This is a genomic window from Alteromonas sp. H02, assembly GCF_059682525.1.
This window is the reverse complement of record NZ_CM185021.1, coordinates 4,705,608-4,721,885: the sequence shown is the minus strand read 5'-3', so window position 1 is coordinate 4,721,885 and position 16,278 is coordinate 4,705,608. Positions and strand designations below refer to the sequence as shown.

14 protein-coding genes are annotated in these 16,278 nt (G+C 48.0%); 12 read left to right on the top strand and 2 right to left on the bottom strand.

Annotated elements, in window-relative coordinates; translation table 11 throughout:
* Position 1 precedes the first annotated feature (1 nt).
* From manD to AC566Q_RS21835, 4 genes are all read left to right on the top strand, one after another.
* Complete coding sequence (gene manD, locus AC566Q_RS21850) at positions 2–1,210, top strand: D-mannonate dehydratase ManD (protein ID WP_105933329.1); 1,209 nt, start codon at positions 2–4, stop codon at positions 1,208–1,210.
* A gap of 446 nt (positions 1,211–1,656) precedes the next feature.
* Complete coding sequence (locus AC566Q_RS21845; RefSeq protein ID WP_499610883.1) at positions 1,657–4,686, top strand: TonB-dependent receptor; 3,030 nt, start codon at positions 1,657–1,659, stop codon at positions 4,684–4,686.
* Positions 4,687–4,738: 52 nt separating this feature from the next.
* On the top strand, positions 4,739–6,298 hold the full coding sequence (locus AC566Q_RS21840) for a tryptophan halogenase family protein (RefSeq protein ID WP_105933328.1): 1,560 nt from the start codon (positions 4,739–4,741) through the stop codon (positions 6,296–6,298).
* Positions 6,295–7,848 (top strand): tryptophan halogenase family protein, encoded by a 1,554-nt coding sequence (locus tag AC566Q_RS21835; RefSeq protein ID WP_499610879.1) that lies wholly within the window; start codon positions 6,295–6,297, stop codon positions 7,846–7,848. Before AC566Q_RS21840 ends, AC566Q_RS21835 begins: the two co-directional genes overlap by 4 nt.
* A gap of 168 nt (positions 7,849–8,016) precedes the next feature.
* Here AC566Q_RS21835 and AC566Q_RS21830 read toward each other — a convergent pair whose 3' ends face one another.
* On the bottom strand, positions 8,017–8,877 hold the full coding sequence (locus AC566Q_RS21830) for a nucleotidyl transferase AbiEii/AbiGii toxin family protein (protein WP_499610877.1): 861 nt from the start codon (positions 8,875–8,877) through the stop codon (positions 8,017–8,019).
* Entirely contained in the window at positions 8,861–9,892 is a 1,032-nt protein-coding gene (locus AC566Q_RS21825) for a type IV toxin-antitoxin system AbiEi family antitoxin (protein WP_499610874.1), read from the bottom strand. Before AC566Q_RS21825 ends, AC566Q_RS21830 begins: the two co-directional genes overlap by 17 nt.
* A 349-nt stretch (positions 9,893–10,241) precedes the next feature.
* Between AC566Q_RS21825 and dusA the strand changes: the two genes are divergently transcribed.
* The 8 genes from dusA (at position 10,242) to AC566Q_RS21785 (ending at position 16,258) form a co-directional block, all read left to right on the top strand.
* Positions 10,242–11,288, top strand: coding sequence for a tRNA dihydrouridine(20/20a) synthase DusA (dusA, locus tag AC566Q_RS21820; RefSeq protein ID WP_499610872.1), 1,047 nt, complete (start codon positions 10,242–10,244; stop codon positions 11,286–11,288).
* 188 nt (positions 11,289–11,476) lie between these two features.
* Entirely contained in the window at positions 11,477–11,755 is a 279-nt protein-coding gene (locus AC566Q_RS21815) for a hypothetical protein (protein WP_499610869.1), read from the top strand.
* A 507-nt stretch (positions 11,756–12,262) separates the two neighbouring features.
* Complete coding sequence (locus AC566Q_RS21810) at positions 12,263–12,541, top strand: hypothetical protein (RefSeq protein WP_499610866.1); 279 nt, start codon at positions 12,263–12,265, stop codon at positions 12,539–12,541.
* Positions 12,542–13,111: 570 nt separating this feature from the next.
* Entirely contained in the window at positions 13,112–13,780 is a 669-nt protein-coding gene (gene pspA / locus AC566Q_RS21805) for a phage shock protein PspA (protein WP_499610863.1), read from the top strand.
* A gap of 65 nt (positions 13,781–13,845) precedes the next feature.
* Positions 13,846–14,049: a PspC domain-containing protein gene (locus AC566Q_RS21800; protein WP_499610861.1), complete on the top strand. Its 204-nt coding sequence runs from the start codon at positions 13,846–13,848 to the stop codon at positions 14,047–14,049.
* Positions 14,049–14,375, top strand: coding sequence for a hypothetical protein (locus AC566Q_RS21795; protein ID WP_499610859.1), 327 nt, complete (start codon positions 14,049–14,051; stop codon positions 14,373–14,375). The genes AC566Q_RS21800 and AC566Q_RS21795 overlap by 1 nt, the downstream gene beginning before the upstream one ends.
* 131 nt (positions 14,376–14,506) lie before the next feature.
* Positions 14,507–15,499 (top strand): DUF2333 family protein, encoded by a 993-nt coding sequence (locus tag AC566Q_RS21790; RefSeq protein WP_499610856.1) that lies wholly within the window; start codon positions 14,507–14,509, stop codon positions 15,497–15,499.
* 3 nt (positions 15,500–15,502) lie between these two features.
* Complete coding sequence (locus tag AC566Q_RS21785; RefSeq protein ID WP_499610853.1) at positions 15,503–16,258, top strand: TIGR04219 family outer membrane beta-barrel protein; 756 nt, start codon at positions 15,503–15,505, stop codon at positions 16,256–16,258.
* Positions 16,259–16,278 lie beyond the last annotated feature (20 nt).

The following is a 16,278-nucleotide window of genomic DNA, read 5'->3' as shown; positions in this document are numbered from 1 at the left end:
TATGAAAATTACTGATGCGTATGTGATTGTTTGTTCGCCTGGTCGCAACTTCGTTACCCTCAAAATAGTCACCGACGAAGGGGTATACGGTATTGGTGATGCAACACTCAACGGCCGTGAGAAAACGGTAGTCAGTTATCTTGAGGATTACCTTATCCCGGCATTAATCGGTAAGGATCCGGCCCGGATTGAAGATATCTGGCAGTATATTTATCGCGGTGCTTACTGGCGTCGTGGGCCAGTGGGTATGACAGCCCTGGCCGCTGTTGATATGGCTCTGTGGGATATTAAAGGCAAAGTGGCTGGCCTGCCGTTATACCAGTTACTCGGTGGCCGTAGCCGTGATCGCATCATGACATATACCCATGCCAACGGCAATGATCTGGCCTCAACGCTAGAAGCGGTGGGTGAAGCTATCGATCAGGGATATCAGGCGGTGCGCGTGCAGTCGGGTATACCTGGTATGGACAGCACTTACGGCGTTGCTAAAGACGGCAAAAAGTATGAGCCGGCGGATGCGGCGCTGCCATCCGAGGCGGTGTGGTCTACCGAAAAGTATCTCAATTTTGTGCCACACCTGTTCAGTGAAGTGCGTCGCCAGTATGGCGAAGAAATTCACCTGCTACATGATGTGCATCACCGCTTAACACCCATTGAGGCAGCGCGGCTGGGTAAGGAGTTGGAGCCTTATCATCTGTTCTGGATGGAAGATGTCGTGCCCGCTGAAAACCAGCAGGGCTTTGAGCTTATCCGCCAGCACACCACCACCCCACTGGCTGTGGGAGAAGTGTTTAACTCTATTCATGACTGTAAGGAGCTTATCCTTAATCAGTCGATTGACTATATTCGCTCTACGCTGGTTCACGCCGGCGGCATTACGCAAATGCGCCGGATAGCCGATTTAGCGGCCCTCTACCATATTCGTACTGGTTTTCATGGTGCGACCGATCTGTCTCCGGTATGCATGGGGGCCGCACTTCACTTTGATTACTGGGTGCCTAACTTTGGTATTCAGGAGCATATGCCGCACAGCGAACTGATGGAATCGGTGTTCACTTTTGACTACCAGTTTGACCGTGGTTTCTTCACGCCGGGTGAAGCGCCCGGCCATGGTGTGGATATCGATGAAAAGCTGGCAGCAAAATATCCTTACCAGCGAGCGGCGCTACCAGTTAACCGACTCGAAGACGGCACGCTGTGGCATTGGTGATCGTTTTTTCTTATTAAAACCGACTCAGGACAATCCATTTGTAGGTTAAAAAAAGGTTAATTTTGAATTGAGGTGAAAGGTTATCGGGGCGATTGTCACCCTGAGGCATGCTTTTGTTTATGTGATTATTTTACATGGTAATTTTTTATTAATGTTATTTAAGCAAAAGCAATAAACTTACCAATAAACGTAAATTAAATGTTAATATAATAAGTTAATAATACCCTCCGGAATGAGTTGTACAAAGGAAACTCTGACACTCGATTGCGAACTCGATTGTAAATTCACAGTTGCCTCAATAAAGGCTGAGAATCACTGAAACCGGAGGGCTGCTACACATGCCTAAATCAAAAAGCAGAAATTTAAATTCACAAAGTGAGCAAAACGGCTTGATGCCAGGGGAGTCATTCCCGCGGTTTAAAAGGTCGGTGCTTGCCGCTGCTATTATGTCTTGTACCACAGCGGTAATGGCGCAAGAGGCAGTTGATGAAAGCAAAGAAAGCGAGGACGAGAGCGCTGTAGAGGTGATCTCGGTAACGGGTCAACGTCAGTCGCTGGAAAGCGCCATCGACTTAAAGAAGAATGCCGATACCATTGGTGATTCTATTGTCCTTGATGAAGCTGGCAAAGTCCCCAGTACCTCATTGTTAGAAATTCTGGAACGTTCACCGGGTGTTACCATGAACCGGGTTAGAGCGGGCAGCGAAGGCTCACCAGATGGTTTCGCCTTCGAAGGTTCAGGTATTCAGGTACGCGGCTTAAATAAGTCCAAAACACTGATCAACGGGCGCGAAGTATTTTCCGCTAACGGTGGTTCAGGGCTGAGCTGGGCAGATGTAGGCCCGGAGCTGCTAAAAGCGGTAACCGTATATAAAGCCAGCCGCGCCGATCTGATTGAAGGTGGTGTGGCCGGTACAGTAAACCTGCAAACCCGTATGCCTTTTGACTTTGAAGGCTTTAAAGCGAATGGCTCAGTAACGGCCGATTACGGTGACTTTTCTGAAGAGCTAACCCCAGCTTATTCTGGTCTTATCTCAGATCGCTGGGAAACTGACTACGGCGAATTTGGTGTGTTACTCAATATGGGTTACTCAAAAATCGCCTCGCACGACAGTAATATTATTATTCCGCCGTACCACGCGACCAACTACAACGGCCAGCGCGTATATGCCCCTGCCGGAGTGCGTTTTACCCAGGACCAGTTTGAGCGTGAACGGACCGGCTATTACGCAGCCCTGCAGTGGAAGCCAAGAGAAAACCTGGAATTCTTCCATACTACCTTTATATCAGAACGTGAAAGTAACCGTGACAGTCAGATCATGACTATTGAGCCGGGTGCGCCGGTAGGCGTGCTTGATGGTGCGCAGTTTGATGGTGACGTATTCGTTAGCGGTGCAATTTCCAGCACTAACCTTACTTCTGGCTTGCCAGTGGCAATGAACTCTAGCTTTACGCCGGGCTTCAGTAAAACAGCTGATCACAGCTTTGGCTTTGAATACGAGTCGGATTACTGGGATTTAAGCGGTAGCTATCAGTACGTTAAAGCGGAATCTCGTTCGGGCAAGTACAGCCTGGGTGGTGCGGTGCTTGAGAATATTATTGAAACCAATATGGACTTAACCGGCAGTCGTCCGGCGGTAACCTTTGGTAATCCGCTGTCTACCGATCCGGCGAATACCGGTATGTCGCGGATTAACTGGCTGGATATGGAAAATGAAGGCGATGCGCACGCGTTCCAACTGGATGCCAGTTTCTATCTTGAGCATGACTTCTTCCGTAAAGTGGCTGTGGGCGGCCGGGTCGCCGACCGTGAAGAATCAGACAGCTTTGTAGGTACCTGGTGGTCGGCCACAGGCCGTAACTGGAACGGTGTACCCAGAGCTTTTGTTGATACGGCACCGGAAGGTGATTTCTACTTAGAAGAATTCTCCGACTTCTTTAAAGGTGATGTACAGGCACCAGGCGCAGTGTGGGTAGGTACCGACCAAATCAACTCTGCCGACCAGTTTGCGCGGGTATACAACACCTATACCGCTTGTGGACCAGATTTGTATTACCAGTGTAGCGATCCGGAAGCGAGTAACTATATCTACGGCAACCCGCCAAACCGTAACTTTGATCAGCGTCCGCAGTTCTACGATACCAAGCATAAAACCCAGTCGTTGTATGCCATGGTAGGGTTTGAGAATTACGGCGATTCGTTCTGGTCTAACTTTACCGGTAACTTTGGTGTGCGTTGGGTGAACTATGACATAGAAAGTATGGGTAACTTTGCTTTCAATGGCGGTGCCCGTTACTACGCAACCGAAGCTGATGCACAGGCATCGGTAGAAGCCATGGGCGGCCTGGAAAACATTTTGGCCTGGCAGGAGGCCAACGAAGGGGTGCAACCTCCGTTTACCCGCGAAAGTGTCGGGTTTGAAAACGATCGTGTGGGTGAGTTAACAAAAGACTACTTCCTGCCGTCCTTTAACATTAAGTTTGAGCCGGTTGAAAACTGGATTGTGCGCTACGCGTTTACCAAAACCTTAACGCCGCCGCGTTATCCGGACATCCGGGCTCAGGGTATTGCATCAGTACAAACTACTGAGAACGTGATTAACCAAGAACTGGATGCGTTGTATCCGGATGACGATGTATCGATTCCGGCCATCTTCTCGGGCTACACCAATACCTCGGGGAACCCGTTCCTGGAGCCGGAAATTGCACTCAACCACGATGTATCGGTGGAGTGGTATCCACGTAAAGGCTCTTCGGTGCATTTATCGCTGTTCCATAAAACCATTGAAAATTACATTACGTTCAATAATTTCTCTGGCCCGGGCGCAGAGTATTTTAATGAAGACAACTATCCGCAGTCGGCGTTTACCGACGGTAGTGGCGGTTCCTTCCTGGATGGCCCGGTACAGAGCCGAACCAACTTCAACGCCGACGAAGATACCATTATCAGCGGTTTTGAATTGGGTGGCCGAACCTACTTCGACGAGTTGCCGGGTTGGTTAAGCGGTTTTGGTGTGGATGCTAACGTTACTTACATCGGTAACGACTCGCCGGATGCCTTCGCCCTGGATATTAATGGCGATGAGCTTAGTGTACCGGTAATTGGTTTATCTGAGTGGTCTTACTCAGCCACCTTACTTTACGATAAAGGCGATCTGAGTGCGCGTCTGGCCTATAACTGGCGTGATCGTTACCTGACTACCACCAACGACTCAGGTACTACGCGGGTGTATACCGACCCGTTCAGCGGTGACGATATTCAAATCGGTCTGCCGGTTTACGCAGCGGCTATTGGGCGTCTGGATGCCAGTGTTTCGTATCGGGTGACTGACGCTATCAACGTTAAGCTGAACGTACAGAACCTGACCGACGAAGACCAGCGTACCGAGATGGAAATCCTCGACGGCGTGTTTGTCGACCGGGCCGTGTTTGTGACCGACCGTCGTATCAGCCTGCACGTTGGATTTGACTTCTAAGCAGGGTGTTGAGATGGTTCAAACTAAGTTGTAAATAAAAGGTAAATGTAAGATGAGAAAGAGTGTATTGATCGTTGGCGGCGGTACCGCAGGCTGGATAACCGCGGCTTACATGGCGCGGATGCTGGCAGCAGACACCCCCGGCGGCGTATCAATCACTCTGGTCGAATCTGAAGAAATCGGTATCCTCGGCGTAGGCGAGGGTACCTTTCCTATCATCCGTAAAACCATGGGCCGTATAGGCCTGGATGAAAGTGATCTGATTAAACACGCGGATGCTACCTTCAAACAGGGCATCCGTTTTAATAACTGGAAGAAAAATCCCGCTGACGACCCGAATGACAGCTACTTTCACCCTTTTCAGGTAGCATCTCAGCATACTGATATGGATTTGTTGCCCTACTGGTTGTTAGGTGTCGCCGGGGATGTGCCCTGGTCTGAATGCTGCACAGTACAGGAACGGGCGGTGGAGGCTAAGCTGGCACCCAAGTTAATATCGCATCCCAATTATGAGGCGCCCCTTAATTACGCTTACCATTTTGATGCGACCAAGCTGGCAGCGTTAGTACGCCGTCGGGCGATGGAGATGGGGGTTAAACGACTAATCGATACCATTGACGATGTGAAGCTCGATGAAGGCGGTGCCATTGCATCGGTTACCGCCAGAGAGCATGGCGAACTCACTGCCGATCTGTTTATTGACTGCACCGGCTTCAGAGCCAGACTCATTGGTGAAACCCTGGGGTCGGAATTTACTTCCTATAAAAATGAGTTGTTCTGCGACCGGGCGGTAGCTTTGCAGGTGCCTTATGAACAAGCCGGCGGCCCCATTCCATCCTGTACTTATACTACAGCCAAAGATTACGGCTGGATTTGGGATATTGGTTTGCATGAACGGCGTGGACTGGGATATGTGTATTCCTCAAAGTACTGCGATGAAGAAACCGCAGTGGCTACCCTCAAAGCGCATATCGGGCCAGCGGCCGATAACCTGCAACACCGCTTACTGAAATTTGAGCCGGGTTATCGTAAAACCCAGTGGCATAAAAACTGTGTAGGGATAGGCTTGTCGGTGGGCTTTATTGAGCCGCTCGAAGCTACGGGGATAAGCTTTGCGGAAGTGGCCGCATTGATGCTGTGTAATCTGTTTCCGTGGTCCGGTGATTATGAGCGTTCTGCTACCCAGTTTAACAACGCCATGAGTAAACGCTTCGAACACGTAAAAGACTTCATTAAGCTCCACTACTATCTTACTGACCGCGACGATACGGCATTCTGGCGTGACAACCAGGATCCGGCCACAGCTTCTGAGTACCTTAAGGGGAAGCTGGAACAGTGGCGTCACCGGCCGCCTTCGTTTTTAGACATTGACGCCAGCCACGATATTTTTGATGAAAACAGCTGGCAATATATTCTTTATGGCATGGGCTTTAAAACCGATATTTCGGCCCGTGAAGGCGCGTTGCGTTTCTTTGATGATGCACGTAACGAGTTTGCCAGCATTCGCCAGCAAAGTGAGAATGCCAAACGGGCAGTGCCTACCCATCGCGATTTGGTGAGTGAGGTATGCCAGAATGGCTTTAAACCACAGCCGCGGAGGGCCCGTCGATGAGCCACTCAGCTAACCCCGTTAATACACCTGAAGTAAAACGCGTGGTGATAGTGGGAGGAGGCTCCTCAGGCTGGATGTGTGCAGCCGCCATTGCTCGCATTGCGCCGCCGGAAACCCGCATTACCCTGGTGGAATCTGAGGATATCGGCGTGATAGGCGTGGGTGAAGCCACCATTCCAACGTTGATGGAGTTTAATGATTTTCTCGGCATTAAAGAGCACGATTTACTCCGCGAGTGCCAGGGTACTTACAAACTGGGCATCGACTTTGTCGACTGGTATCAAAAAGGCGAGAGCTATTTTCATCCCTTTGGCTTTTACGGCCGCGATACGCCGGAGTTCTCCTTTCACCAACTGTGGCTGCGCTTAAATGCAATGGCTGAAAAAGGCGAAATCCCTGCCGATGCCCCTGGCATTATCAGCGACTATAATTTGTGTAGCGTAGCGGCTAAGCAAGGGCGTTATGCGCCGCCTCAGGGGGGCGCTGATACCATCTTATCGACCATGCGCTACGCTTATCATTTCGACTCAGCGCGGTATGGGCAATTGCTGCGGCGCTATGCCGAGCAACACAATGTAGGACGAATTGAAGGCATTGTTAACAGTGTTAAACAGGATCATAATACGGGCCTGCTACAATCGGTCACGCTAAACAGTGGGCAGATTCTGGAAGGTGACCTGTTTGTCGATTGCAGCGGCTTTAAGGCGCTGTTGATTGATGGTGCGATGCAAAGTGAATTTGTTGACTGGCATCACTACTTACCCTGCGACCGTGCCATTGCGGTGCAAACCAAATTAGCCGGTTCGCCAGACCCGTTTACCCGCTCCACTGCCGATGACGCCGGTTGGCGCTGGCGCATACCACTGCAAACCCGGTTAGGCAATGGCCATGTATACAGCAGTGACTTTATGGAGCAGGATGAGGCACTGCAAAAGTTACTTGCCGGAGTTGAGGGAGAACCGGTTACGCAACCGCTGCCGCTTAAGTTTCGTACCGGGCACCGCAAAGCATTCTGGGAGAAGAATTGCGTGGCTATCGGCCTGGCTGGCGGATTTATCGAACCGTTGGAATCCACCAGTATTCACCTCACCCAAATGGGCATACAGCAACTGGTGAACTTGTGGCCGGGGCGCGGCTGTAATCGTTCTGAGATAGCGCAGTACAATGCATTAATGACCGCCGACTATGAGCGCCTGCGCGACTTTATCGTGCTGCACTATAACGCTACCGAGCGCGAAGATACCGAGTTCTGGCGCTACGTAAAGCATATGGAAATCCCGGATACACTGGCAGCCAAACTGGAAATATTTCGCAGCAGTGGCAGGGTGATCCCGTCGCCCGAAGACTTGTTTACGCCGCACAGTTGGCTGGCCGTTATGCTGGGGCAGGGGATATACCCGCAAAACTACGATGTGCTGGTGGATAGGGTGCCTGCTCAGGCGCTACTTAAAAACATGCAAATGTTGCGCATGTCAGTGGCGAAAACGGCCGAGTCTATGCCCACACACGAGGAGTTTATCCGCCGTTACTGCCAGGCCGCGGCGGCATAATTGTGTTGCGCAATGTTAAGGAAGCAATGAGGGGAAGGCAAAGCCCCTCTGTTCCAGAGCTTTCGGTATCAATTCAATCGCGATAGTTCTCTATTACTCATCAGCGTTCTTGCAGTACACCTTACTCCACGCCACTATAAAAGCGGATTACAATTACTGAAACCCACGTTAGTTTTTTTCTACATCTAATTGTTGTTTGATTATGTCAATCAGTGTCTCAGCTTCCTCGAAGTCTACACGGGTGAACTTAGTGATATCTGTCTTGAGGCGTTCCAATACTCGTTCATTGTCGAGCAGAGTCTGCCTGATATAGTTTAAGGTGTCGCCGTGTGCCATAGCCGCGACCTCATCAGCGAGCATCATTGCACTGGCTTTCATGTCATCATAATCCTGTAATTCCATGTAATCGCGTTCGTAGAGGGCTTCAAATACGTCGGGAATTTTACTGTAGTGTTTTATGACGTAATAAATATCGATAGCGTCCTTTCCCTGGTACTCGCGACCTCGTTCTGTCCAGGTGATGAGTTTGAGTAACAAGATGCCAGCCGGAGAGGCTACTTTTACACTTCGCGCAGGCTCTTTGCTCAGGTGTATGTCCCAGGCATGGTCATAGACTTCATCAAAGCCTAGCACGCTCATTTGAAAAGCATGTTCTGGCGGCCAGGTGATCTGGCCCTCGGCGTCACTGACTCCCCCAAATGGAATGAGATCGATTTCCCAAGGCAGGCCGTCACTGTCAGTGGTATTGAGTTGATGTGTTTTCTTTGGGTGTGCTGTAAACCCCGATTGAATCAGGGCATCTCGCATTTTTTTGTAATGCTCCCAACTTGGCACTTCCAGACCAAAATCCACATCCCGCGTACCACGTTCAATCGCAGCGTTATAGCCGTGAACTAAAATGATATCCCTTGCCGTCGCTCCTACGATTAGTAGTGGTATCTTCAAGGCTACTGCAATACGCTGAACTCGGCCATAAACCTCAACCAGTCCATCAGGTAGTTTGTTGCTGACATCAAGTGAGATAGTCATTGTAGATCCTTTTCGCGGTTTCGAGGTTGCGAGGGTCGTCGCTATTGAGCAATTCTGCATACACCAGTAAAGGCGTGGCATAGCCTGGTAACTTACCTTTAATCTTCTCAATTGCTACAGGCGGCTCTACAATCCTGATTGGCGTAACGTCTGTTTCATTGGCATGTAGTCGGCGCAGTCTGAATTTTTTTAACAGTGTTTTATGCGCCTCAGCATCTGCGTAGATTTGATAGGTTTTCGGTTTGAGGTAATGGGTATATGCGTCGGCAGCGACCTCACCGCCCCACAGTGCACCGTATGGTTCAAGCGGGGCATTACGTATTTCAGTTAAATCCTGGGCGACATAGAGAGCCTGTTTCAGCTTTGCTTCCATGTTGTGAGGGTAAGCATCCAGCCATCGCGTGTGGAGCAGGTCTTGCTCATTGATGGCATACCCTTTTTTTCCTCTATCGATAATAAAGGTGAGTTGTTTGAGATCATCCAAGACTTGCTTTACGGTGCCTAATGCAATTTCTGCCTCGTCAGCGAGCACGCGCATTGGTTGGTTGACGAGTTCTGGTCTTAACAACAGCATCATCACCAGTTTCATCCCTTTAGGCTGGAAAGCCTTACCTGTTAGTTGGCGAGTTAGTTGTATCTGATGCTCTGGCGGTGGTTTACGGCCTCGAATGTCTATATAAATCGGTGGATGATTGAGGTGAGCATTACCAGCGAGATCTAAGTAATCGATCTGCATTTCCCGACAAAGTTCGGCAAGCTTTTCATTAATGTAGGGAGCAATGATGAGAACTTTTTCATCGTTAAATACCGTTTTCACTAGGGTGAGCTTTGCCAGTATTTGACGCGTAAGTCTTTTTTTTGTTTCAACGCCCCAAGTAAATTGTTGTTGTCCGTAAGCAATAGTTAAACGCTCGTCGGCTTCATGAATATTATCTCCAATATTGTGCGTTTGGGTGACGTTTAGGTTTGTTGTTACTGCTAACAGTTCGGCTGCTTCAGCTAGTAGAGTGTCCATGTGTTCATTTATTAATATTGTTCATTCCTACTGAACAATGCACTAAAATGAACAGTATGGCAATATGTCGTTCATTATTTTTATTTGTTCATTTGTATTGAACTATGCTTAAAAGTGAACGTGAGTGAAAATCGGCGCGTTTCTGTCTGACCCTGGCGGTGTAACACACGCGGTTTTTTTCTCGTCCATTTACTTATGCTAATATTAGCCATCTTATTTTCACTCACTTTAAGTGTACGGCTGCCCAAAAGTATTCCCCTATTTGGGCAACGAGTTCCTCTCAAAGGGGACAAAACAGTGTGAAAATGCTCAACTTTTAAATGCTAAGTTTAACTGAGGAACGCCGTAAGTGGCTGATGTAAAAGATTTAAATAGAGAACTTGCGAAACCCACTTTGGATAGGCGTATCTCTGTCGCTCCAATGCTCGACTGGACAGACAGGCATTGCCGGTACTTCTTGCGGTTGATATCCCGCCACACGCTGCTGTATACCGAGATGGTTACAAGCGGCGCCATTATTTATGGCAAGGGCGACTATCTTGGTTTTAACGAAGAGGAGCATCCGGTCGCGGTGCAACTTGGTGGCTGCGATCCGGAGCATATGACACAGTGCGCGGTTAAATCTCAGGAATACGGTTACGACGAAGTGAATATCAACGTTGGTTGTCCGTCTGACCGGGTGAAAAATGGCAGTTTTGGTGCTTGTTTGATGGCCCAGCCTCAGGTGGTGGCAGATTGCGTAAAAGCCATGCAGGCCGAAGTGGATATTCCGGTTACCGTTAAATGCCGGATTGGCATTGATGATATGGACGAGTACGAAGACTTCAGCCGGTTTATTGATGTGGTGGCCGGTGCCGGATGCGATACGTTTATTGTACATGCCCGCAAGGCCTGGCTGCAGGGGCTTAGTCCGAAAGAAAACCGCGATATCCCGCCACTCAACTATGAGCGGGTGTACCAGTTAAAATCGCAACACCCTGATCTGAACATTTCAATCAACGGCGGTATTACCAGCCTGGAGCAGGCCGAAGGGCACCTTAATCAGGTTGATGGCGTGATGATTGGCCGCGAGGTTTATTCGAATCCCTACATTCTGACAGAGGTTGATAAGCGCTTTTACGGCGACACTGCGCAGCCGCTGGACCGCGCAGAGATTGTTAGCTTAATGCAGGCTTATATTGAGCGTCAGGATGCACCGTACTTTAAACCCTGGCATGCTGCCCGCCATATGCTCGGCCTGTTTCAGGGGCAACCGGGTGGCAGAGTGTGGCGACGCTACCTTAGTCAGAAAGGCACTGGCAAAAACCCCGATCCTAACTTGTTGATGAATGGTTTAGCGGCAATGCAGGAAACCGCATCGAAAGCTATTGAGTATCAATCTAAAGAGATTGGTTAATTTCACAACCTTATTTGGTTAAACTCACCAACAGTTGGTGTGCTTCTTTTTTGTACGATAATTGGCATGCCAACACAAAAATGAAAAATCATTAAATTTCAATAATCTAAAGTTTTTTGAAAGAATGGCACAGGTTTCGCTATCTAGTGTGTAACAAATCACTTGTTTAACTAAATAGAGGAAACACCATGAAAATCAAATCAATCATCATTACTTCAGTCGTTGCTTTAGGTCTGTCTGTAAGTGCTCAGGCCAATGCCCAGGAATCAGCAGTAGAGCGTTTAATGAGTAGCCTGATCTCCAGTGCAGTATCAGTGACTCAGGCCGAAATTAGCCGTGAGGTTCAGCAAAATATTGCCAATGCCACTTACCATGTATCACTGTCTGATTCGCCGGTAGGTAAAGTCTCTGTACAGGAACTGGCTGCCAAAACCGAGCAGAACAACAAACAGGCTGATAGCGAGTAACAGGCGGCACTGGCTATGATGTTCAGCCATGCACTACTCGCCAGTTACGTAGTCCTTCTACCGATAGTCAGCATAGGCCTTTGCGCTTTGGTGACATCCGCGATACGAAGCTACGTACAAAGGGTCAGCTCCATAAGGCCCCACGTCTTACTAAGACAAATTCGAAGGCACAGGTAACCGTAAAAACGTTACCTGTTTTTGTATTTGCAACTCCACAGTTTTTATTTTCCTTTCCTCTTGCGTTTTAAACACCTTTCTTTGACCAATAATTCACCAGTACACCGCTAATCTCGTTCCAATGCCCGAATATGGTTGGCGAACTTCACAATGTAAGTAGTGAAATTAACTAACTATTAGTTCAAAAAATCTGATGTGGTTATTAGTTATACGAACATGATTGTTGAAATCCTATATAAAACAATTATTTGCAGTTTTCTTAAAGGATGGCACAGCTTTCGCTATCTGTTAGTCAACCAATTACTTATTTAACTAAATAGAGGAAACACCATGAAAATCAAATCAATCATTCTTACTTCAGTCATTGCTTTAGGTCTGTCTGTTAGTGCTCAGGCCAATGCCCAGGAATCAGCTGTAGAGCGTTTAATGAGTAGCCTGATCTCCAGTGCAGTATCAGTAACTCAGGCTGAAATTAGCCGTGAGGTTCAGCAGAATATTGCCAATGCCACTTATCACGTATCACTGTCTGATGTGCCGGCAGGTAAAGTCTCTGTACAGGAACTGGCTGCCAATACTGAGCAACACAACATCCAGGTTGATAGCGAGTAACAGGCGGCACTGGCTATGATGTTCAGCCATGCACTACTCGCCAGTTACGTAGTCCTTCTACCGATAGTCAGCATAGGCCTCTGCGCTTTGGTGACATCCGCGATACAAAGCTACGTACAAAGGGTCAGCTCCATAAGGCCCCACGTCTTACTAAGACAAATTCGAAGGCACAGGTAACCGTAAAAACGTTACCTGTTTTTTTTGCACTGCTTTTTATTCTTTCCTTTTAATCTCTGCTGCTTCTCTGGTCTCTGTACGTCCGTAATTACGTCTTACCATAATGTACTCATCACATCGCTGCTCAGAAGCTCTCTTGTACGCCGACTGGTGTGGTTAATTGATGATTTAAACGCCGTATATGGGGTTAGACAAGGGTTTTGGTCAATTAAGCTAAACAGTTAGTCAATTTTGCCAATATATGGTTTTGATATTGTTTTATTCGATGTGAGAAATACGGGATTTAATTTAAAGTTATAAAAATCAGTGGTTTATAAGTTGGCATGCGAATTGTTATATCTAAGCAAGTGTTAAGTAACTTTTAAAAACGTTTCGCCAATCGGAGATTTAATTATGGGAATGTTCACACGTATCAACGACATCATTCAGTCTAACATCAACGCGCTGCTGGATAAGGCAGAGGATCCTGAAAAAATGATCCGCCTGATTATTCAGGAGATGCAGGAAACCCTGGTGGAAATCCGTACGCTGGCTGCACAGCATATTGCCGAGCAAAAGCACCTTAACCGCCAGATTGATAACCTGGGTAAACGCGCCGCTCACTGGCAGGAAAATGCCGAGCTGGCCGTCAGTAAAGGTAAAGATGATTTGGCTCGGGCAGCGCTGAAAGAAAAGAAAGAACTGGAAGCAAAGCAAGTAGAACTGCAGGAGCAGTTACAGGTAATCGATGAAGCGCTGTTAAAAGTGCAGGACGATACCGGCCGTTTAAACGAGAAATTAAACGAAGCCAAAGCCAAGCAAAAAGCGCTGGCAGTACGTCGTCAGTCTGCCTCAGTAAGAATGCAGGCTAAACAGGCAACGCACAGTGACAAGTTAGATAGTGTGATGGGCCGTTTCGCTCACTATGAACAGCGGGTAGATGAACTGGAAGCACGGGCTGAAGCCTATGATTTAACCGACAGCGCTTCAAAAACCTCACTACAGGCTGAGTTCGACGCCCTGGAAAAAGACGAATCAATTGAGCAGGAACTGGCTGCGTTAAAAGCGAAAAAAGTCGCGTAAACGCATGATGGCCCGCGCAGTGCGGGCCTCGCAACCAACCGGGTCATTCAAGCAGGAGTAAGGTTATGAAAACTATTTATGAAAAAAAACGTGTATCAAGAGATTTAGGTCGGGCTGTAATTTCAGGTGTATGTGCTGGTGTAGCCCGCTATGCTGACATCGATCCGGTTTGGGTTCGTGCCGGTGCTGCTTTAGGTTTAGTGTTCGTGCCAATGATTACTCTGCCTGCTTATGTTGCGGCGGTGATCCTGTTACCAAGGAGAGCATAATGAAAAACTTTATTCTTGCCATCCTGATTGCCATCGTGCTCACCAAGGTATTGGGCGGTGTGGCATCCGACTGGTTTGATTTACACCTGGTCATGGGTGACGAACTGGTAAGTGGTACGCTGGAATGGATAATTATGGCCGGAGTTGGTGTACTGTTAGTGGTTATTGGCTTTGTGGTCGCCATGAGCATTGCCGCTGCGCTGGGCATCGCCGCTATCGCGGTACTTGGCGGGCTAGTGTTTGCCGGACTGGGTGTGTTCTGGCCGGTATTGTTAATCGTTGCCATTGTATTGCTGGTAGGGAAGTCAAATAACGCAACAGCCTGATTTCTCCTTCGTCAGCCTCCACCAACCACAGTGGATTTACTTTCAGAGATGAACAACTTAGCATAATGAGCCATACTTTGAATGTATGACAGGCTGTTCACCTCAAAGACCAATCGCAAACAAGGAAAACTATGAAACAGTATTTAAATGTAAAAACCATTAGTATTACCTTAGGTGTTTTGTTTCTGCTTCTTTGGCTGATTGGTTTTTACTGTAGCCTCGAACCCGATACGTTTGATGTTAAAGCCAATGCCAGAGAGCAAATGAGTAGTACCAATGTGCAACCAGTGCCCGGCTATACTGTGACTACCACCTTAATTACTGTTGCCGATACCCTCATGGACAAACCAGGTGGTTACTTATCCAATGACGTAATGCCGCCATCTGTGTTTCTGGATAACATGCCCAGCTGGGAGTTCGGGGTACTGGAGATAGTCCGCGATATGTTGTTATCCATGCGCAAGGATTTTAGTCGCTCTCAGTCGCAGTCGGTTGAAAATCCACATCTGGTAAAAGCGCAACCAAAATTCAACATCGACAGCCGTAACTGGCTGTTTCCTTCCGCAGAGTCGCAGTACTCAGAAGCCATTGATTATCTGAGTCAGTATCGTGATGACCTTGCTGATCCCACCCTTGGCGACAGCCAGTTTTATACCCGTGCCGATAACCTTCGTGAGTATTTAAAACAGGTTGAGAAGAAACTTGGCAGTTTATCTCAACGACTCAGCGCCAGTGTTGAGGCTGAGCGGGTAAATACCGATTTGGCCGGTGATAAGTCGGCGTCTAACAGCACACCGCGCCCTAACTCTATTCAAACCCGTACCAGCTGGTGGCAACTGGATAATGTGTTTTATGAAGCCAGAGGGTCTACCTGGGCACTTTTACACCTGCTAAAAGCCATTGAAGTAGACTTTGCCAGTGTCTTGGAAAACAAGAATGCGTTAGTGAGTTTACAACAGATAATCAAAGAGTTAGAAGCCACACAACAGACTATCTGGAGCCCGATGATTCTTAATGGCAGCGGCTTTGGTATGTTAGCTAATCACTCGTTAGTAATGGCGAACTATATTTCTCGTGCAAATGCAGCCATAATTGAGTTGTCTGAATTACTCAATCAAGGATAAACGATGAAAAAACGTGTCATTGCCGCCGCTCTTGGGGCGTTATGTCTTGCCCCTGCCACTCATGCAGATACGCTGCTTGGGCTCTACGCTGGCGCTCAGGGATGGAATACTTCCACGTCGGGCGGTTTCTCTGAAACCTCCAACACGGCTGATTTTGATTTTGACAGTTCTACCAATGCGTCTTTGTACGTGGCGTTTGAACACTTTGTACCGCTGGTTCCTAATGTAAAAGTTAACTATCTGCAACTGGATACCGACGGTGTAACTAATCTGAATGCAGCCTTTGAATTTGAAGGCACTGAATACGAAGCCAACACATCGTTATTAACCGACGCGAGCATCGATAGCGCCGACCTTATTCTGTATTACGAGATCTTCGATAACGATCTGGTTAGTTTTGATATTGGTGTCAACGGTAAATACATCGACGGTACGTTTTATGTGGAAGACGTTGATAGCGGCGAAAGTGGTGAGGCATCGTTTAAAGGTATTATCCCAATGGCTTACAGTCGGGTGGAGTTTGGCCTGCCGTTCACTGGCCTAGGTGTTTACGCTGAAGGTAGCTATCTGAGTTTTGATGATCATGAGGTTCGAGACATTCAGGCTGCGCTTACTTATTCTTTTGTCGAGAATTTAGCTATCGATATGACCCTACAGGTTGGCTATCGCGACATCACTGTAGACATTGAAGATCTGGACGATATCTACGCCGATCTGGGCTTCGACGGCGTCTTTGCCGGTCTTGAAATTCACTTCTAGTATTTTAAGATATAAAAAAG